Below are 19993 nucleotides of genomic sequence, written 5' to 3'. Positions count from 1 at the left end.
ACTCCTCATTGGAATATCCATCTATACCCTAAATATTTCGAGTTGCAGGACAAGAGGCGAAGCCGAATTGAACCACACTTGCGCTGGCCCCGAAGGGCTGAGGCCGAAGGATGGGCCGAGTATTGCCAACGCGCATGCAACTTGAAGTATGACGGGTATAACGCTGACTTAGCCTCGCAGTGATGAGAGAGCCCATGACTAAACATCAATCTGTGCCTGTTGAAAATCTTGAAAGTAATACCATAAGACCTATTCCCCTTAATATGCGACACGGTAAACCCAGCGATCTTTTTACCATTTGGTTTGGTTCTAATATCATGCTGCTCACCGTTATTACCGGTGCCATGTCCGTCACTATTTTCCATCTTTCCTTTTTCTGGTCAGTGATTGCATTACTTATCGGCAGTCTGGTTGGCGGCCTGTTTATGGCGCTGCATTCTGCTCAGGGGCCAAAACTGGGCGTGCCGCAAATGGTGCAAACCAAAGGGCAGTTCGGCTCCTATGGTTCCGTACTGGTGGTATCGATAGTCGTCTTAATGTATATCGGTTTTACCGCCTCCAGCCTGGTATTAGGCGGGCAGTCGATGCATGCTATTTATAAACCGATGAACTCAGATATCGGTATTATTGTGGTGGGTGCGCTCAGCTTATTCGCCACCATTTTTGGTTATAAAATCATCCACTCTTACGCCAGAATTATGTCGTGGATTTCAGGGATTGTGCTGGCGGCGACCTTTTTATGGATCGTCTTTGTGCACGGCCTGCCGGTCGATTTTCTCGATCGCGGAGGCTTTAACGGCGTCGGCTTCCTCGGGGCCGTCTCCATTGCCGCGCTGTGGCAGCTGGCCTACGCCCCGTATGTCTCTGACTACTCACGCTATATGCCCTACAGCACCAACGACAAGAGCGTGTTTTACGCCAGCTATTTTGGCTGTATTTTAGGCTCTTATCTGCCGATGATCCTCGGGGTACTGGTCGCCACCTGCATTGGTAATGATGATATTATTCAAGGCATTATCGACCTTACCGGCGGCATGGGTGCGGTGGTGATTGTGGTTCTGGCCTTAGGGATCGCCGCCACCAACTCAATGATGCTCTACTGCGGCGTGCTGTGTACGCTGACCCTCGGCCAGACCTTTATTGATGGCTGGTCGCCGATGGCGCGGGCCAGAATCATTACCGCCATTCTGACGATGCTCCTCGAAATCGCGCTGGCAATTTATGGTCAGGAAAACTTCTTATTAATCTATACCAACTTTATTACCGTGCTGTTGTATGTGCTGGTGCCGTGGACCGCCATTAACCTTGTGGATTATTACCTGGTGGCCCATGGTGAATATGATGTTGAATCGTTCTTCAAACGTGACGGCGGAGTTTATGGTTATTTTAATGCGACCGCCATCTTCTGTTATTTATTAGGTATTGCGGTGGAAGTGCCGTTTATGTCAACGGCGATTTATACCGGGCCGATTGCGCTGTCATTCGGCGGGGCTGATTTATCCTGGATTATTGGCCTGCTGGTGGTTTCTCCTGTCTATTACACGCTCTCGAAAGCGAAGACCGTCAAGAAGATGGCTTTTGCTAAAGAGAAAGCTTAAGCAATACATTCCCTCAGGTGATTATTTCGCTCCGGATAAATTCCGGAGCTTTTTTATTTTCAGCGTGGGAGATAATTAAAATGGCAGGATCTAATAACTACAGGAACGGGCAGCCAGAACATCAATAAGAGAAAAGATACGGGCAAGAAGTCGGTGAAAATGCGCCCGAACACGGGCGCCAAAGGTTCAGGAAGCGGCCATCCAGTGGCGCAGGTTATCCAGCATTGTCAGGCATTGTTCCAGCTGAGTCAGGGCAATAAACTCATCGGGCTTGTGCCCCTGATCCATACTTCCCGGACCACAGATCATCGTCGCTACGCCTGCCTCGTCAAACAGACCGCCTTCGGTACCAAATGCGACGGTAGCAAAGTCATCATTACCCGCCCACTGCGCCAGCCAACCGGCAAACGCCGACTGCGGGTCGCTCAACAGGCCAGGATACTGGCTGAGAGGATGAAAGCGAATGGTGGCGTCTTCCGCCACCGCACGCATCGCCGGCACCAGTTCTTCTTCAGCATAGGCCTGCAGCCCGGCAAGGGTATCGTCGAGGGAGACATCCGGCAAATGGCGAATTTCAAAATCGAACTGGCAGCGTTCAGGCACGATATTTAGCGCCGCGCCGCCGCTAATTACCCCCACCTGCACCGTGCTGTACGGCGGGTCGAAACGCGCATCCTGGCGCAGCGCCAGCTTTTCACCCAGCACGCCTAAACGGGTCATCAGCTTCGCCGCATACTCGATGGCATTCACCCCTTCCGGGGCATAGGCCGAATGGCAGGCCTTGCCGTGAATATGGCAGCGCATCGCTAACTTGCCTTTATGACCGTATACCGGACGCATTCCGGTGGGCTCGCCGATAATACACAGCGCGGGCTTCTCCGCTGATGCTTTCAGATGATTGACCAGGCTCCGGACGCCGAGACAACCCACCTCCTCATCATACGAGAAGGCGAGATGCAGCGGCATGGTTAATGGCTGGGCGAGAAAAGCAGGCACGGAGGCCAGAACGCAGGCAATAAAGCCCTTCATATCGCTGCTGCCGCGGCCGTAGCACAGGCCGTCGCGGAGGGTCAGTTCAAAAGGTGGGACCGTCCAGCGCTGCCCGTCAACCGGGACCACGTCGGTATGGCCGGAGAGCATCACCCCACCCGGCCCCGAGGGCCCCAGGCGGGCATAGAGATTCGCCTTTTTGCCCTCCTCGTCAAAAAACAGCCGGGATTCAATGCCAAAACCGCTCAGAAAGCGGTTTATGTAGTCGATCATTGCCAGATTAGATTCGCGACTGGTGGTATCAAAAGCCAGTAGCGTTGCCAGTATCGTAGTGGCCTGATTATTCATCGCCTGGAACTCCGTAACTGGGGGCCTCCCGCGGGTCGAGCGCGCGCGTGATATAAGCCTGCATCTGCGGTTCATACGCCTGCCAGAGCGCGGACAGCTCCCCGATGGGGTCATCATCGCTCCAGTCCACCCGCAGGTCGACCAGCGGCCATGAATAGTCGTCCACCACTTTAACCGCCGCAGAATGCACCGGGCCGGCTTCACCGCCGCAGGCCAGCCCGGCCTGCAGGGCGGCAACCAGCCGCGTCGCCATTTCGCCTTCGCTACGCTCGAACCCGCTCACCATCGCCTCAACAACCGACGGGCTGGCCAACATATTGCCCCCCGCGATGCAGCTCTGCCCTTCAGCAACATGGTAAATTCCGAGGGTTTTATCCCCGCTGAACGAGGCGGTCTTGCCGTTAGCATCAATGGCGATAATTTGCCGGTAGCGACTGAAATCATCCTCTGCCAGCGCACGGCGCAGCGCCTTTTCAGGCTCAACGCCCTGCTCCAGCTGGGCCAGGGCGATCTGACCCAGCGCCGGGAGGGTAATATTCTGACTGGACACCGCCCCTACGCCGGCCTGGAGCCACGGGCAACGCGCGCCGACGGCAATACTGGAGGAGCTGATGGCAATACCAAACTGCCCGCTCTCCGGGCAATAAGCAGCAATAGAAAAAGTCATGGCGGCTCCTTATTTCACGTAGTCATCGGGGATCACGGCAATCACATCGATCTCCATCAGCCATTGCGGCTGAGCCAGCGCGGAAATCACCAGTCCAGTGGAGATCGGGAAAACCCCCTTCAGCCACTTGCCCACTTCCTGATACACCGGCTCGCGGTAGCGCGGGTCAATAATATAGGTGGTGGTCTTCACAATGTGCGACAGCTCGCTCCCGGCCTCTTCCAGCAGCTGTTTAACGTTTTTCATCGCCTGCTCGGCCTGGGCCTGCGGATCGCCAAGCCCCACCAGATTCCCGGAGAAATCGGTCCCCACCTGACCACGAACATAAACGGTATTGCCGGCGCGAACCGCCTGGCATAAATCGTTATCCAGGCTCTGATTCGGGTAGGTCTCTTTGGTGTTAAACATGCGAATACGGGTATGTGTTGGCATCTTGTTTATCCTGTTCAATGGGCGAAGGTTTAGCGCTGACCGGCGGACTGGTACTGGCTGTATTTGCGTTGGGTGGCGATATGGTCCGCAATGTGTTTTGCGTCATGCCAGACGCCCCATATAAAGGTCGAGCCACGGCGTGACAGCCACGGCAATCCAAGGAAATAGACCCCTGGTTCACTGGAGACACCGCGCTGGTGCTGCGGACGACGCTGCTCATTGAAGGCGTTGACGTTCAGCCAGCTGTAATCCACCGCATAGCCGGTGGCCCAGATAATGGTAGTGATCCCGGCGTCTGCGAGATTCAGCGACAGAATCGGGGTAGTCATGCACACAGGGTCAGGTAAAAACTCGCGCGCCTGCGGCTCCGGTGGCAGATCAAGGCCGTTTGCCTCAACGTAGCGATCCGCAGCATCCAGCAACGCCAGGTAGTTTTCATCTCCGCGACGGATGTTGTCACACAGATCCGGCTGGAAGGTAGCCGTACCGTTTTCAAAAGCTTTGGTGAGCCCCACCAGGGTGATGCCGCGCTGCGCCAGCTGGCGGAAATCGACGGTGTGGCCGCCGTGGGCGCCGCTTACCGCAATGGTGACATGCTCTTTTCCCGGCGCGCTGGCAGGCGCATCCCACATGCCCAACACTCCCAGCCACCAGCAGAAATCCCGATCGCGGTAGGCGCGTGGTGGGCGATCGTGGGCGCCAACGGATAAATAGACCTGGCGGCCTGCGCGTTGCAGTTCGTCAGCAATCTGTACCCCGGAGGAACCCGCCCCCACGACCAGCACCCCACCAGCAGGCAGCTGTTCGGGGTTGTAGTAGCGGGCAGAGTGGATCTGATGGATCTCGCTCTCTTTCGGCGCAATCGCCGGGATCACCGGCTTCTGAAAAGGCCCGGTCGCGGCCACAATGCGCTGCGCTTCAATCACGCCGTCAGTGGTCTCGATGGTAAATCCAGGGCGCCCGCTGTTGCGTACCGCGCTCTTAACCTCTACCCCGGTACGCACCGGCAGCGCGAATTTCCTGACGTAATCTTCAAAGTATTCCGCGACGCCTTCCTTGGGAATGAAGCTGTCGGGATCCCCCCCCTTAAACTCCATGCCGGGAAAGCGGTCATGCCACGCCGGACCATTCGCCACCAGCGAGTCCCAACGCCCGGTACGCCAGGCTTCCGCAATGCGGTTTTTCTCGATCACCAGATGAGAAATGCCAAGCTTTGTCAGATGCTCGCTCATGGCAATACCGGCCTGGCCCCCGCCCACAATCAGCGTATCAATAGTTGTTTTTTCTACGGTCATAAAATGTGTCCTTCGAATGGTGTTCAATCGCCAGGAATAAACCACTGCGCAGGACCGAGGTTAATAAACCGTAACAAGCAGGTAAATTATTATAAATTTAGAACCTGAGAATAAAATAGTGATGCAGAACGCAGCACCTTGAATAGACAGGATAAACATAAAAAAACCGAGGTTATCGCGCCGGAAATCACGCAATAAAAGTCGTCAAATAAAAATAACGCGCTAACGTTCAGCCAATAAAAAATATATTAAGAGCCTCGCTTTTTTATATTTAAGCCGCCTGCTTAAAATAATCAGACGGCTGTCTGTTATTTGGCGGAATCAGGCTACCTTCGCCTCGACGTCCGGCGGGCTAAGCACCGCGTGACGGCAATACTCCATAAACAGCTGCGTCGGTTTGGTTGGTTCGCTGCTGCGCAAGTGCGCCATGACCAGCGTGGAGTTGGCCATCTCATCCTGAATCTCAACGCAGCGCACCCGCTGGCCATCATAGGTCAGGTCCGACACCGGGCGGGTCACCAGCACCGAAAAGCCCAGGCCCTGGCCGACCATACAGCGCACCATTTCAATCGACGGCGAGCTGTAGGCAACCTGCGGGTTGTAACCTTTGTCTTTGAAGATACTGATAAAATAGTTGCGGCTCGGCACCACATCCAGCAGCACCATCGGCAGAGTATGCAGATCGGCGAGCTTCACCGTCGCCCGCTGCGCCAGCGGATGGTTCGCTGGCAGCAGGGCATAGGGTTTCTGTGGTGCATTGAGGCTCTCCGTCTGGATGGAGGTATCCAGCTCCAGGTCGTACAGAAACGCCAGGTCGAAGCGACCGCGATGCAGGCCATGGGCGATTTCATGCTGCTCGCCGTCGTAAATCTTAATGGTGATATCCGGATAAATTTTTTTAAATCCTGCAATCAGCGCGGGCAAATAGAGCGGCGCCGCCGTTTCAAAACAGCCAAGCGAAATAATGCCAGAGACCAGTTCGTTATCCGCTTTCGAATTTTGCTCAAACTGATGCGCCAGGCGCAGCAGCTCTTTGGCCTTCTCATAAAAGCGCTGCCCGCTGGGGGTCATCGACACGCCCTGGGCGTGATGGCGAATAAAAAACTGCTGCTCAAACATATCCTCCAGCGTTTTTACCGCAATGGAGACGGACGGTTGCGCGATGTGCAGCTGGCGGGAGGCTTCCGCAATACTCTCGGCTTCGACAACGGCCACGAAGTATTTCAGCTGTTTCAGGGTGAAGTGGGGCATGAGGGGTTACCTTATTTTTTATTCTCAGAGAGATAAGCTCGTTAGCATTAAACGATGCTCCCCTGCCCCCGCAACCCCGCCAGTGGAAAAAGATCAACAATCCGACACGGGTCTTATTTTTACAAAAAATTAACAGACACCCCGTAAACCATGGCACGACGACGATCGTCGGGCGGTGCCCGGCCTGCCTGACATTAAGGCCATCACTTTTTTTTGTAATCTGCTCGCCTTATAAACAACATTAAATATTGCCAAAGCACACCGATGACAATAATTGCCTTGCTGAAGAAAAATAAAATAAAAACTTTAAATACAATTAATTACCTACCTTTCACGGCGATTATGGCGAAAACCATTCCTGTCACCGTCGTCCCGTGAATCGTCGGCTTTTTTCCCGCCTGCGGGACTAACACAGTTTTTTATGGAGGTTACCTAGATTTTTAGTCCTTTCTCGTCGTCCTCCCCTCCTGCATCATGAATCAACAGCAACAAATAAATAACAAACCAGCAACACACTAAGGGAGAGTCGGATGTCTGACAGAAACTTTTGGCAGCATAAACTGCGGGAGCAACGCTTTATCAGCCACGCGATCGTCGATGGCCGCCCCTGCTTCGCCCACAGTCGCGCAGTGTGCCCGGCGATCAACCCGGCGACCAATACCGTACTGGCAGACGTCACGGCGTTGCAGGCGGAAGATATTGATCTCGCGGTGAAATCGTCCCGCGATAGCTTTAACGCTGGGGTCTGGTCCGGACTGTCGCCACAGGATCGTAAAACCGTGCTGCTCAGACTCTCCGCGCTGATCCTCGAACACCGTGAAGAGCTGGCGCTGCTGGAGAGCGCCAGCATGGGTAAACCGGTCAACGATGCGCTGAATATTGATATTCCCGGTGCCGCGCACGTCATCGCCTGGTACGCCGAGAGCATCGACAAAATGTACGACGAGGTCGCCCCCACCCGCAAAGGTTCGCTGGCCACCCTCACCCGCGAGCCGGTAGGCGTCGTGGCAGCCATCGTCCCGTGGAACTTTCCGCTCGACCTGGCCTGCTGGAAACTGGGGCCTGCGCTGGCCGCCGGCAACAGCGTGATTCTGAAACCGTCCGAAAACTCGCCGTTCTCGGCGCTGCGCCTCGGCGAACTGGCCCTCGAAGCGGGCCTGCCGCCCGGGGTGCTGAACGTGGTCACCGGCCTCGGTACCGAAGCCGGCACCGCGCTTGGGCTGCATCACGACATCGACGTGATCACCTTTACCGGCTCGACCGCCGTCGGTAAGGCCTTTATGGCCTATTCCGCGCAATCCAATCTGAAACAGGTGTGGCTGGAGTGCGGCGGTAAAAGCGCCAATATCATCTTTGCCGACTGCCAGGATCTCGATCTGGCCGCCGAAAAAGCCGCGTTTGGCATCTGCTTTAACCAGGGCGAGGTTTGCTCCGCCAACTCGCGCCTGCTGGTTGAACGCGCGATCTACGCCGAATTCATCGCCCGACTGCAGGTGAAAATGCAGGCCTGGGCGCCGTCTCACCCGCTCGATCCCGAGGCCAAAATGGGCGCGATGGTCAGCGCTGCCCATGCGCAGAAGGTGATCGACGCTATCCGTTGTGCCGAAGAGGCGGGCGCTCGCGTGCTCACCGGTGGCCAGCAGGTTGAGATTGACGGGATTGCCAACTACGTGCAGCCCACCTTGCTGGAAACGGTCAGCGAAGAGATGGCGCTGTGGAAAGAGGAAATCTTCGGCCCGGTGCTGGCGGTCCTGCCTTTTGATGATGAGCAGCAGGCGGTCCATCTGGCCAACAACCATATTTACGCCCTCGCCGCCTCAGTCTGGACGGATGACCTGCACCGCGCGCACCGCGTGGCCGCGCGTCTAAACGCCGGAACGGTGTCGGTCAATACCGTCGATGCACTGGATGTCACGGTGCCATTTGGCGGCAATAAACAGTCAGGCTTCGGTCGGGATCTGTCGCTGCACGCCTTCGACAAATTCACCCAACTTAAAACCACCTGGTTCCAGTTTCGCTAGCAGGCAGCGGCCGTTGCCGCGCGCTGATTCCGCTTAAAGGAGAAAAAAATGATCGATTCTGTTCGCCCGACGCGCTCTACCACCGAGTATCAAAGCGCAGATGCCGCACACCATATCCATGCCTTCCTTGACCAGAAAGCGCTGAATGCCGAAGGGGCTCGCGTGATGGTGCGCGGTGAACGCCTGCATCTGTGGGACAACGACGGTAACAAATACCTCGATGGCATGTCCGGACTATGGTGTACCCAGTTGGGCTACAGCCGTCAGGATCTGGCGGATGCCGCAGCGGCACAGTTCGCCAAACTGCCCTATTACAATATGTTCTTTCACACCACCCATCCCACGGTCATCGAGCTGTCAGAACTGCTGTTCAGCCTGCTGCCCGGGCACTACAGCCATGCTATTTACACCAACTCCGGTTCCGAATCGAATGAAGTGCTGATCCGCACCGTACGTCGCTACTGGCAGATCCTCGATAAACCACAGAAAAAGGTGATGATTGGCCGCTGGAATGGTTATCACGGCTCAACTCTTGCCGCGACCGCCCTCGGCGGCATGAAAGCGATGCATACCATGGGCGGGATGATCCCCGACGTCGCCCACATCGATGAACCCTACTGGTATATGCACGGCGGCGACCTGACGCCGCAGGAATTCGGGCTGCGTTGCGCCCGCCAGCTGGAAGAGAAAATTCTGGAGCTGGGGGCGGAGAACGTCGCCGGCTTTATCGCCGAGCCGTTCCAGGGCGCAGGGGGAATGGTGTTCCCGCCGGAGAGCTACTGGCCTGAGATTCAACGAATTTGCCGGCAATATGACGTGCTGCTGTGTGCGGATGAAGTCATCGGCGGCTTTGGCCGAACCGGCGAATGGTTCGCCCATCAATATTTTGGCTTCGAACCGGATACCCTTTCCATTGCCAAAGGGCTCACCTCCGGCTACGTGCCAATGGGGGGCCTGGTGTTGAGCAAGCGCATGGCCGACGTGCTGGTCGAGAAAGGCGGCGTGTTCGCCCATGGACTGACCTACTCCGGCCATCCGGTGGCCGCCGCCGTCGCCATCGCCAACCTCAAAGCGCTGCGTGATGAGCAGTGGGTGACGACGGTACGTAACGACAGCGGTCCCTATTTGCAAAAGACGTTGCGCGAAGTGTTTAGCAACCACCCGCTAATCGGTGAAATCCAGGGAGCGGGCCTCGTCGCGGCCCTGCAGTTCGCCGAAGATAAGCAGACTCGCAAACGCTTTGCCAATGAAAACGATCTGGCCTGGCGCTGCCGGACCATCGGCTTCGAAGAAGGCGTGATTATCCGCTCTACCCTGGGGCGCATGATTATGGCACCGGCGCTTATCGCCAGCCACAGCGAGCTGGATGAGCTGGTTGAGAAGACCAAAAAAGCCGTCGACCGCACCGCCCGAGAGATCGGTCTGCTGTAACCCCTCTTCTGCTGTTCCATGAGCCCGCTTCACCGCGGGCTCATCGCTATTTCCACCGTCATTTCTCCCGCGCCCGGCGTTTATTTTTAAACAGCTAATAGCACTAGGTGCTTAGTTTATAATAAGCGTGCTAACTATATTATCCGTTATCAACGACCCCTTGCGGTAGCCGTTCGCCATTCATCCATTATCCCTGCAAGGCACAGATGGTTCACATCGCATGTCATCGCGTGCCATCAACATTCACATACCGGACAAACCGGAGCGTACACGTCGTACGTGAGGATTTGGAGCACTGCCCTGGACCAAAATGGCAAATAAAATAGTCTAGTGGGACAGGCTCTTATCGGTATCGCTATTAATGAAGAGATCTGCAATATGAATATTAAAAAGCTGCGTGTCATGCTGTTACTCGTTGTGCCTGCTCTGGGGCTGGCCGCGGGTGGCTGGTATTATTTAGCCAACGGTCGTTACGTCGAAACTGATAATGCGTATGTCAAAGCGGATAAAACCGGAATTAGTGCGGAGGTGGCTGGCCGGGTTGAAAATGTCGCGGTGAAAGAGAACCAGCACGTAAATAAAGGCGACCTGCTGTTTAGCGTCGATCCGAAGCCCTATCAACTGGCTGTCGCCCAGGCAGAATCCGATCTGAATACTACCGTCATCGATTTGAACACCATCAAATCGCAATACCAAAGCAAGCTGGCGAATATCGCGGTGTCGCAAAGTCAGCACCAGTATGCCCAGCGCGAAGAAGACCGCCTGCATCGTCTGAACGGGCCTGGCTATGTTTCGGCCTCGGATCTCGACGGCGCGCATCAAAAAACGCTGCTGATGGCGCTGGAAGTCAACATGCTTAAAAAACAGCTGCAGGAAGTCGCGGATAGTTTTGGCGGCGATATTTCGATGCCGGTTGAACAACACCCGCGTTATAAAAAGGCGCTGGCCGAGTTAAATACGGCCAAAAATAATCTGTCGCACGTGCAGGAATATGCCCCGGCCTCCGGCACCATTACCAAAGTGCTGCAGAAAGGCGAATATGTGCAGAACGGTACCACCACCATGTTATTAGTCTCCGATAAGAACTTATATATCGAAGCGAATTTCACGGAAAAAGATCTGGCGCATATCCGCAATAACCAGCAGGCGGAAATTAATGTCGATTACGCCCCTGGGGTGACCTGGCATGGCAAAGTGAGCAGCATTAGCCCAGCGACCGGCGCGGAATACTCGGTGATCCCGGCCGAAAACGCCACCGGCAATTGGGTGAAAGTCACCCAGCGTGTCCCGGTACGTATTCGTCTGCAAACCGACGCCCGACAGCCGCAGCTTCGTGCTGGCCTGAGCGCGGCGATCAAAATCGATACCCAATCTGACGTCAACAGCGCGTCGTAAGGGGGAGTTGTGTCCGATGTAATAGCGGCATCGCCGCCGAAAAACAGCGCCGTCGACCGTCGTCTGCTCATCACCTTTTCGGTGATGCTGGCGACGATCATGCAGGCGCTGGACACCACCATCGCCAACGTTGCCCTGCCCCATATGCAGGGCGCCATGGGAGCCACCCAGGACCAGACCTCGTGGGTATTGACCTCCTACATCGTCGCGGCGGCCATCGCCATGCCGTTGACCGGGTTTATCTCCGCACGTATTGGGCGTAAACGGTTGTTTGTCATTGCGGTGATTGGCTTTACGGTCGCCTCGATGCTGTGTGGTGCCGCGCAGACGCTCAATCAGATCGTGCTGTTCCGTCTGCTGCAGGGGATATTTGGCGCCAGCCTGGTGCCGCTGTCGCAATCGGTGATGCTCGACAGCTGGCCGCCTGAGAAACATGGTTCCGCCATGGCCATGTGGGGCATGGGGGTGATGGTCGGCCCGATCCTTGGCCCGGCGTTGGGCGGCTGGTTAACCGAGTATTACAGCTGGCGGTGGGTGTTTTATATCAACATTCCTTTTGGCGTCCTGGCCTGGCTGGGCATTAGCACCTTCGTCAGTGAAACGCCCGTCGACCGCACTCGGAAGTTTGACCTGCTGGGATTCTTTTTCCTCAGCGTCGCTATCGGCAGTCTGCAGCTGTTTCTTGACCGCGGCGAGTCAAAAGAGTGGTTTGCCAGCGGTGAAATTATTATCGAGGCGGTACTGGCGGCGCTGGCGCTCTATCTGTTCGTGGTGCATATCTTTACCATCAAAAAGCCGTTTATCGACCCGGGGATTTTCCACGATAAGAACTTTGTCGTCGGCCTGCTGTTTAGCTTTGTGGTGGGGACGATCCTGCTGGCAACGATGGCGCTGATGCCACCGCTGTTGCAAGGCATGATGGGCTATCCGGTGATTGACGTCGGGCTGCTGATGACGCCACGCGGGTTCGGCACCATGTTGAGCATGATGCTGGTCGGGCGTATCGCGGGCAAGGTCGACATGCGTTACGTGATTAGCGTCGGCATTATGATTATGGCGCTTTCCCTGTGGATGATGACGCGTTACGCCATGTGGATGAGCCCGTGGGATATAATCAGCTCTGGCGTGGTCCAGGGGATTGGGATGGGGTTAACCTTCGTGCCGCTTTCCACGCTGACCTTCTCGACGCTGCCCGCGCAGTATCGTACTGAAGGGACCTCGCTGTATTCGCTGATTCGTAATATCGGCAGCAGTATCGGGATTTCGGTGGTGACCACCTACCTGGCGCAGCAGGTCCAGCGTAACCACATGACCTTCTCCGGCTTTATTAACCCGTTCAACAAGGCGCTGCAACACGATATGCAGTCCGGCGCCTACAATATTCATCACCTGCCGGGGCTGCTGGCCATCAATGGCGAAGTCACGCGCCAGGCGACGGTGCTGGCTTACTATCAGGATTTCCGCCTGATGATGTTCTTATGTTTTCTGTTATTGCCGCTGGTGTTTTTATTTTCTCAGCCATCGGTTAAGAACAATTAATATATTTAGTACCGTTGGGAAAATTCAAAATTAAATGTAAATGCATGCCTTTAAATACCATACAACCTGTACAGTTATTGGTTGTTGTTTAATTAAGACATGACAATTGTCACCCTGGATATTAGTAATGCAAATGAAATACCTCCCCCTGTTAACCCTGTGCATCGGGCTGTTTTCCGGTGTTCCTTTCGCCAAAGCGGGAGAAGTTAAAACCAACGCTGAAAAATCAGCGGACGATCCGACCAAAGTCACCACCAAAGTCGGCGTCTCCTGGTCCGATAACTATGAGATGAACGACAGCAACGTCTCATTCTCAGGCTCGCTGGCCTTCGATCAGGTTAAGAAACTGAACGTCCGGGTCAATAGCGATGCGTCAGAGTGGCGCGTCGGTGGCTCATGGCTGTTTCCGATTGGGATTTTGAATTTCAACTTTGGTAAAAACGAGTTTCCCGATGATTCATCGCAAACCAACTATTCCGTCGGCACCTTTGTTCCTCTGAGTTTCTTTGGCATCGAGCCGGCCGGCTTCCAGATATTCCCGATGGCGGGGTATACCTATAACGATGGCGACCATATGGCGTGTAATACCGATAAACACAAAGCCTGTTCGCAGCCAGGCTTTAGCGGCATGCCGTCGCCGGATAACGGTTTTGAATCCACCAATGTGACCGGCAGTAGCGGCTACCTGGGGGTATTCACGCTGAAACCGCTCAGCGAAAATCTACGCCTGCTGGGTTTTGTCGCAGGATCCTACGGTTCGAAGAACGATGCCGGCGACAATTACAAAGGCTACTTTGCGGGTATCGGCCTCGGCTATAACCTGACGGAACATAACTCGGTCAAAGTCATGACCTATGTTCAGGATAACAATACCTATCTGGATGAGGCGGATAAGCGCATCCTGCTCGGCTGGCAATATCAGCTGTGATCCTGCGGTGGAGGCCACGACGGCCTCCTCTATTCCTCCGCAATAACTGCAACAACGAAGGATTAGCTGGCTAACGATTGGATAAAACAACATTCTGCTTTCCCGCCGCCAGGACCCCCGTGTAAAATAGCGAAAAATTAAAAAATAGCTCACTATTTTGTTTTTTAATATTCCGAACATTTCACATAACGGGTTGTTGCGAATCATAAAAACCTGAACAGAAATAATTCTGCAACAATTCACACCTATATTTCCAGGCCTCAACAAAAAGTCAGTTTCATCCATATATAACTGAGGCTCATTGTGAATCGCTATATTCCATTTTCTTTGTCTCTGGTCGCCAGCACCCTTTCAGGTGCGCTCTACGCTACGCCGATTAATACCCCAATACTTTCCAGCATTGATAATTTCCGCGATATCGCGGGGACCACCTCGATTTATACCACCAGCCACGATGGCACCATGCGCACCGGAGTGTTTTATCGCGCCAACGCGCTGACGCTCTCTGCCGCGGACCAGGCGACGCTCAGCTCGCTAGGCATCAGTGACGTTTATGATTTGCGTACTCCCAGCGAAATCGCCAGCGCCCCGGACGTGCTGCCGGATGGCGCCACCTATACCAATATCGACATCATCGGGAGCGGCACTTCCGGCAGCAACATCACCAGCGTGTCCGTCACCAGCGCCGCCGCCGCGAAAGCCATGATGCAGCAGGCTAACGTCTCGTTCGTCAGCGATGCGGGAATGCGCGCGCAGTTCACTACCCTGTTCAACGATTTAGCCAGCGCCGATGGCGCCGCCCTGTTCCACTGCACCGCCGGCAAGGACCGGACCGGCTGGACCGCGGCGATGCTGCTGAGCATTGCCGGCGTCGATAACGCCACCATCATGGAAAACTACCTGGCGACCAATGATTATACCCGCCAGCGTATTGCGGCGACCCTCGCGGCGATGCCACCGGCGATGGCGGCGATTTACGAGCCGCTGCTTGGCGTCGATGCCAGCTACCTGCAGGCCGGTCTCGATGAGATCACGCTGCAGTACGGCACGGTAGATAATTACCTCAAGGAAGGGCTGGGGCTGTCGCAGGAGACCATTTACGTGCTACGCGGCAAAATGGTCCACTACGCGCAGCTGCCGGGTCAGAGCGATCTGCGCGGCAACGCCGCCCAGGGCGCGGCGCTGCTGAATGCGCTGCAAAATAGCGAGCTGTCAGGCCACTACACCGCTTACAACAACTACCTGCAATCGGCGATCGATGCCGGGACGCTCGGGGGCGTGGAATCACAGGTTGGCGGGCAGATTTATGCCGATACCGCCAGCTATCTGCTGCGCAGCGGTTCGCGACTGGACAAGGCGCTGGCACCGAATACTGACAGCCGTCAGCTGCGGGATGGCGAAGGTAAGCTCTGGCTGACCGCACTGAACGGTTATCTGGGGACCGACGGTTCTGCCCGTGCCGCCAGCAGCAATGAACACTCCACCGGGACGTTGCTGGGCTATACCCAACGCGTAAACGCACAGCTCAGCGCTTACGGTACCGTAGGCTATAGCTGGGGCTCGCTGAGCAGTGCCAACGCTGAGGCCGACGCCAATACCACGCTGGTAGGAATTGGTACGCGTTACGCGTTTGAGGATCTTGCCCATGGTCCCTTTGCCGCCGCTGACCTTAACGCTGGCTGGGTCGATTACAGCAGCACCCGTCGGCTGAATGGCGGGTTAGGCACCGCCTCCGGCGATACCCACGGTCAGGTGGTGGGCGGTACGCTGCGCCTGGGTTATGTCAGCGCGTTTGAGGCGGTCAGCGTGGAATCCTCCATCGGTACCCGGCTTACCCATCTGCGCATGGATGCCTTCCACGAAAGCGGCAGCGAGCTGGCGCTGGACGTCGATAGCGTGAGTGAAAACAGCAGCAGCGGACTGGCCGGGATGAATCTCGCCTTTAACCCGCACAGCCTCGGCAGCTGGACGCTCTCACCGGCGGTCAATATCGGCTACGAGCACTTCTTCAGCGGCCCGTCGGTCAGCACCGGTGGACAAGTTTATCGTTATGAGGTGTGGCAGCACTCTGCCTATGATAGCCGCGATATTGTCAACGCCGGGGCCAATATTGGCCTCACCCGCGGGGCGCTCAGCCTGAATCTTGGCGGCCAGGCGGAAATCGCCAGCGGCGGCGACAGCCACGGCTACAGCGGAAATCTCAGCGTGGCTTACGCCTTTTAACGCGCCGGGGCAGAGCGTTAAATGACGTTTTGCCCCGTTCATTTCTCTCGCCGGCTGTTTTCCTTCGAAATAATAAGGAAATAATATATTTCCCACTGCTATCAAAAAAGAGTTGATCTGATATGCACAAGCTCTTACTTTGCTAACCAGTTTTCATACGAGATAAGACGATGCCGACAATAACAGCCAGTAGTATGCAAGAAGCAAAGGAATTAATTCACTGCGGGAATTACCGGGAAATTGTTCTGAACTTTGATATTGATGCTGATGATTTCTTCACCCTCGCGACGTCCCAGAATACGACTAAAGTGACCATGCGCAACACCAACCACCACTCACCGGTAACAGCAGAAAAATAATAAAACACCTCTGAGGGATTCTTTTATGTGGCTCTTCATTGGCACGCTTGCCGTGGCCTTTCTCTCTTCATTAATGCTGATTTGGCTTGATGATCGTATTGCCGAAAGCGATTAAACCGTATTAAAACTCTGCGCCGCCCGGCGGCGCGGAGTTAATTATTCAGACCTACAGCGACTTCGCCAGACGTTCGACGGCAGTCATCAGCCCTTCTTCCGACACCGTAGAGTAGGACAGACGCAGCGTGCGGGTGTCCGGATTGTCGTGATAAAACGCTTCACCCGGGACGTACACCACGCCGTTTTCCAGCGTTTTCTGCAGCCATGCCATGGTATCAAACGGGTAACGGAATCGGGCCCACAGGAACATACCGCCCTGGGGTCGGCTGAACTCGATGTGTTCTCCGAGACGCGATTCCAACGCATCCGCCAGCGCCACACACTTCTTACGATAATCTTCACGGATCAGCGCGATCTGGCTATCCAGCCGGTTCATCGCCAGGTATTCCGCGGTAATCACCTGCGACAGCATATTGGTGTGCAGATCCGCCGCCTGCTTGACGATCACCGTCTGGTGCGCCAGCCAGTCCGGCATGACGATCCAACCGATGCGCATCCCCGGCGCGAGGATTTTGGAGAATGTCGAGGTATAAACCACCTGATCTTCACAGCCCAGCTCCAGCGCGTGCTGATACAGCGGACGGCGAACTTCATCGGTAAAGCTGATTTCGCCGTAGGGGTCATCTTCGATGATGACAAAATCGTGCTGCTTCGCCAGCTCAACCAGACGGCGGCGGCGATCGTCGCTCAGGGTCTTTCCACCTGGGTTTCCGAAGGTAGGCACCAGATAGACCGCTTTCACCTGCGTGGTGGCCAGCAGGTCCGCCAGTTGCTCAACCAGCATCCCGTTATCGTCGGTATCCACGCTGAGAATATTGGCCTGCGCCAGCTGGAATACCTGCAGCGCCGCCAGATAGGTCGGGCGTTCCACCACGATTGCATCGCCCGGATCGAGCAACGTGCGGGCCACGATATCCAACGATTGCTGCGAACCGGAGGTGATATAGACGTGGCTGGCCTGGCAGGCAACACCGCGCGCCTGACACAGTTCGCTCACGGCCTGACGCAGCGGCGGGTAGCCTTCGGTCAGCCCATACTGGAATGCATCGTTGAAGCGCCCGCTCATCACCTGCTGCACCGCCAGATTCAGACCTTCGGTATCAAAAAGTTCCGGAGCCGGAATGCCGCCGCCCAGCGAGATGACGCCGGGGAGCTTACTGTGCTTGAGAAGTTCGCGGACGGCGGAGGGCTTGAGTTCACCCGCGCGAACGGCGAGTCGCCTATCGTGCATACTATTTTCCTTTTCTGTCTTGTTGTTGTGATGTGTTATCTGTTTCTTACTGCATATTCCCCGGCCGTGCGATGCTGGCCGGGGCTTCAGTACGTATCGTTCAGTCCGGGTTGAGGTTAACGGTTATCGTGGTCGCTCAGCACAATTAACGGCTCGATATCACTCTCTTTTTTGACCACCAGAGAATCATCGCCACGCAGGCAGGTCCCGCCGTAATTGCCACCCACGGTAAACGTACATACCTGAATGTATTTACCATCCACCTTCGGCAGGCACCAGAGTTGCTGGTAAATATTTTTACGATCGACAAACTGCCCGCTGGTTTTATCCAGCACCTCGTCTTTCGGGCCAATCAGGTCGATGTTATTACCGCAACGACCGGAGATCGGTTTTACCGCATAACCGGTTTTCGCCAGTTCGTCGTTGACCACAAAGTCAGTGTCCAGCAGATAGCGATGGTTCGGGAACAGCGACCACAGCACCGGCAAAATCGCCTTGTTGCCAGGGATAACCGTCCACAACGGCTCAAACACCAGCACTTCAGGACGCAGCAGGACGTCGATCAGCCGCACCTCGTTTTGCGGATGCCCGGTACGAATCGGCACGGCGGCGTACTCATCGGCGCTCACTTCGCGCACCTGTTCGATGGCGGTTTCCCAGGCCCAGGTTTTCCAGACGCAGTTCACCAGCCGTCCGTCGGCGTCGATCAGCTGCCCGGCGGCGTCCCAGTGCAATTCATCGAGGCCGAACAGGATCTTGCTTTCAAAGCCCGCCTGAGTCAGCGAACGCTGGATAAACTGGGCGTGATAGTTCTCTTCCAGATCCTTGTCCTGCATGATGTGCACGAAAGGACGGGCGCGGCTGTGCTTCCACGCCCCCGCCAGCTCATCCAGCAGATTTTCCGCCGGATTATGACCGGTGCCGTAGTAACCCTGCTTCAGCCACTGTTCAAGAATCAGCCCGCCTTCGGTATGGCAGGAGGCGGAGTCGGCATTGTATTCATAAACCTTCAGCCCGCGCTCATCCATACAGAAATCCATGCGGCCGGTAATCATATGATGACGACGACGCTGCCACGAGAGGCGCAAACGCGGCCAGAGGATTTTGGGGATATCAAACAACGCCAGCAGGTTGTCATCTTTCATCACTTTATCGGTGGCGTGCAGGTACATCAAATGCAGCTCGTTGGTGGCTTTGATCAGCTCCTGCTCGGCGCTTTCGGTGATGGTGAAATACTGGTAGGGATCTTTATTAATGACGTGGCCGTTGGCGGCGACGTAGGCTTTCTGCAGCGAGTCTTTCTCGTTCAGCCAGCGGCCGCGGAACTGGCCTTTGTTCGGCAGTCTTGCGCCGCGGATAGCCATCGCTTCACCCGGCAGCACCGGCTGCGGCAGGCTGTGCTCGGTGTCGGCGGTCTGGATCATCCAGCCTAATATTTCGGTATCGGCAAAGGTGTCTTTAATGGTGTAGAGGCCATTTTTCACCTCCAGCGTCAGTTCGCGGGTCCATTGCTGGCCCTGCGGCAGCGGCGTGTGGATGACGTTCTGCTCGGCGATTCTGACCTTATTCCCCACCAGCTGCGTGATCACCGCGACGTGGCCGGTATGTTTAAACTCACCGCCTTTTTGCCAGATCAGCAACGATCCGACCATCGGCGCGCGGCGAGAGCCGTTGGCGAAGGCCTGGAGCGGCAGAATATTGTCATTCACCACTTCGCGCAGGAAGCGCAGGGAGAAGATTTCATAGGCCATGCCGACATCGGTAAAGACAAAGCCGTAGGTGAGGAACAAAAAGCGACGCGCGAATTCAACGCACTGCCATTTGTGCCCCATATACTCGCTACCGATATAGCTGCGGAACGTCGCGTCATCCGGATAGTCTCGCGGATTTAAGCTACTGTAATTCGATGAATAGATTGCTACGCCGCCCGGCGCGTAGCCTAACAATGTACCAAAAGGGGCATCACTGCTTGTCGATCCTTTGCTCATTAGCCTGACCTCAAATTAATGCAGCCTGGGCAGTTGGCGGAACAAAACTCCCTCTTCTTATCCTGCCGCAGGCACTTACCAGACAGAGGTGGGATGATAATACCACTCATTGGATTCACCGATCGTGCCCTGCGGGAAAATAACCCTGCGCCCTCGGGTAAAAGTGATATCGTTATTGAT

At 55.5% G+C, this 19993-nt stretch carries 15 protein-coding genes; 8 read left to right on the top strand and 7 right to left on the bottom strand.

Annotated elements, in window-relative coordinates:
- The first annotated feature begins 182 nt into the window (after window positions 1–182).
- A complete protein-coding gene (locus ACMYSP_RS16200) occupies window positions 183–1598 on the top strand; it encodes a purine-cytosine permease family protein (protein WP_434587119.1) in 1416 nt (471 codons plus the stop codon).
- Window positions 1599–1784: 186 nt separating this feature from the next.
- On the opposite strand, the gene argE is transcribed toward ACMYSP_RS16200, so the two are convergent.
- From argE to ACMYSP_RS16175, 5 genes are all read right to left on the bottom strand, one after another.
- Complete coding sequence (gene argE, locus ACMYSP_RS16195; protein WP_434583086.1) at window positions 1785–2936, bottom strand: acetylornithine deacetylase; 1152 nt, start codon at window positions 2934–2936, stop codon at window positions 1785–1787.
- Window positions 2929–3603, bottom strand: coding sequence for a DUF1028 domain-containing protein (locus ACMYSP_RS16190; protein ID WP_434583084.1), 675 nt, complete (start codon window positions 3601–3603; stop codon window positions 2929–2931). The genes argE and ACMYSP_RS16190 overlap by 8 nt, the downstream gene beginning before the upstream one ends.
- 9 nt (window positions 3604–3612) lie before the next feature.
- Complete coding sequence (locus tag ACMYSP_RS16185) at window positions 3613–4035, bottom strand: RidA family protein (protein ID WP_123756482.1); 423 nt, start codon at window positions 4033–4035, stop codon at window positions 3613–3615.
- 29 nt (window positions 4036–4064) lie between these two features.
- Entirely contained in the window at window positions 4065–5330 is a 1266-nt protein-coding gene (locus ACMYSP_RS16180; RefSeq protein ID WP_434583083.1) for a flavin-containing monooxygenase, read from the bottom strand.
- A gap of 321 nt (window positions 5331–5651) precedes the next feature.
- Window positions 5652–6581: a LysR substrate-binding domain-containing protein gene (locus ACMYSP_RS16175; RefSeq protein ID WP_434583081.1), complete on the bottom strand. Its 930-nt coding sequence runs from the start codon at window positions 6579–6581 to the stop codon at window positions 5652–5654.
- 530 nt (window positions 6582–7111) lie between these two features.
- On the opposite strand from ACMYSP_RS16175, the gene ACMYSP_RS16170 reads away from it, so the two are divergent.
- From ACMYSP_RS16170 to ACMYSP_RS16140, 7 genes are all read left to right on the top strand, one after another.
- Window positions 7112–8602, top strand: a complete 1491-nt coding sequence (locus tag ACMYSP_RS16170) for an aldehyde dehydrogenase (RefSeq protein ID WP_434583080.1) — start codon at window positions 7112–7114, stop codon at window positions 8600–8602.
- 48 nt (window positions 8603–8650) lie between these two features.
- Window positions 8651–10033, top strand: coding sequence for an aspartate aminotransferase family protein (locus tag ACMYSP_RS16165; protein WP_434583079.1), 1383 nt, complete (start codon window positions 8651–8653; stop codon window positions 10031–10033).
- Window positions 10034–10411: 378 nt separating this feature from the next.
- Window positions 10412–11428: an HlyD family secretion protein gene (locus tag ACMYSP_RS16160; RefSeq protein ID WP_434583078.1), complete on the top strand. Its 1017-nt coding sequence runs from the start codon at window positions 10412–10414 to the stop codon at window positions 11426–11428.
- 9 nt (window positions 11429–11437) lie between these two features.
- The gene (locus ACMYSP_RS16155; protein WP_434583076.1) at window positions 11438–12967 is read left to right on the top strand and encodes a DHA2 family efflux MFS transporter permease subunit; all 1530 of its coding nucleotides are present in this window, start codon (window positions 11438–11440) and stop codon (window positions 12965–12967) included.
- A gap of 127 nt (window positions 12968–13094) precedes the next feature.
- Window positions 13095–13895 carry a hypothetical protein gene (locus ACMYSP_RS16150; RefSeq protein WP_434583075.1) on the top strand — a complete coding sequence of 267 codons (801 nt, stop codon included), beginning with the start codon at window positions 13095–13097 and terminating at the stop codon, window positions 13893–13895.
- Window positions 13896–14198: 303 nt separating this feature from the next.
- Window positions 14199–16118 (top strand): tyrosine-protein phosphatase, encoded by a 1920-nt coding sequence (locus tag ACMYSP_RS16145; protein ID WP_434583074.1) that lies wholly within the window; start codon window positions 14199–14201, stop codon window positions 16116–16118.
- Window positions 16119–16288: 170 nt separating this feature from the next.
- A complete protein-coding gene (locus ACMYSP_RS16140) occupies window positions 16289–16477 on the top strand; it encodes a hypothetical protein (protein WP_123756473.1) in 189 nt (62 codons plus the stop codon).
- Between the two features lie 166 nt (window positions 16478–16643).
- On the opposite strand, the gene ACMYSP_RS16135 is transcribed toward ACMYSP_RS16140, so the two are convergent.
- Window positions 16644–17825: a PLP-dependent aminotransferase family protein gene (locus ACMYSP_RS16135; RefSeq protein WP_434583073.1), complete on the bottom strand. Its 1182-nt coding sequence runs from the start codon at window positions 17823–17825 to the stop codon at window positions 16644–16646.
- Window positions 17826–17941: 116 nt separating this feature from the next.
- A complete protein-coding gene (gss, locus tag ACMYSP_RS16130; protein WP_434583072.1) occupies window positions 17942–19813 on the bottom strand; it encodes a bifunctional glutathionylspermidine amidase/synthase in 1872 nt (623 codons plus the stop codon).
- Between the last annotated feature and the right edge of the window lie 180 nt (window positions 19814–19993).

Source organism: Klebsiella sp. R390, from assembly GCF_051131745.1.
GTDB lineage: Bacteria > Pseudomonadota > Gammaproteobacteria > Enterobacterales > Enterobacteriaceae > Klebsiella.
This window is presented reverse-complemented; position numbering and strand designations above follow the sequence as displayed.

Bases quoted from the DNA above. Each gene is read 5' to 3' on its own strand.
- ACMYSP_RS16170 (WP_434583080.1), top strand. From the start codon at position 7,112: ATGTCTGACAGAAACTTTTGGCAGCATAAACTGCGGGAGCAACGCTTT.
- gss (WP_434583072.1), bottom strand. From the start codon at position 19,813: ATGAGCAAAGGATCGACAAGCAGTGATGCCCCTTTTGGTACATTGTTA.
- ACMYSP_RS16180 (WP_434583083.1), bottom strand. From the start codon at position 5,330: ATGACCGTAGAAAAAACAACTATTGATACGCTGATTGTGGGCGGGGGC.
- ACMYSP_RS16165 (WP_434583079.1), top strand. From the start codon at position 8,651: ATGATCGATTCTGTTCGCCCGACGCGCTCTACCACCGAGTATCAAAGC.
- ACMYSP_RS16200 (WP_434587119.1), top strand. From the start codon at position 183: ATGAGAGAGCCCATGACTAAACATCAATCTGTGCCTGTTGAAAATCTT.
- ACMYSP_RS16190 (WP_434583084.1), bottom strand. From the start codon at position 3,603: ATGACTTTTTCTATTGCTGCTTATTGCCCGGAGAGCGGGCAGTTTGGT.
- ACMYSP_RS16135 (WP_434583073.1), bottom strand. From the start codon at position 17,825: ATGCACGATAGGCGACTCGCCGTTCGCGCGGGTGAACTCAAGCCCTCC.
- ACMYSP_RS16185 (WP_123756482.1), bottom strand. From the start codon at position 4,035: ATGCCAACACATACCCGTATTCGCATGTTTAACACCAAAGAGACCTAC.
- ACMYSP_RS16175 (WP_434583081.1), bottom strand. From the start codon at position 6,581: ATGCCCCACTTCACCCTGAAACAGCTGAAATACTTCGTGGCCGTTGTC.
- ACMYSP_RS16140 (WP_123756473.1), top strand. From the start codon at position 16,289: ATGCCGACAATAACAGCCAGTAGTATGCAAGAAGCAAAGGAATTAATT.
- ACMYSP_RS16160 (WP_434583078.1), top strand. From the start codon at position 10,412: ATGAATATTAAAAAGCTGCGTGTCATGCTGTTACTCGTTGTGCCTGCT.
- argE (WP_434583086.1), bottom strand. From the start codon at position 2,936: ATGAATAATCAGGCCACTACGATACTGGCAACGCTACTGGCTTTTGAT.
- ACMYSP_RS16150 (WP_434583075.1), top strand. From the start codon at position 13,095: ATGCAAATGAAATACCTCCCCCTGTTAACCCTGTGCATCGGGCTGTTT.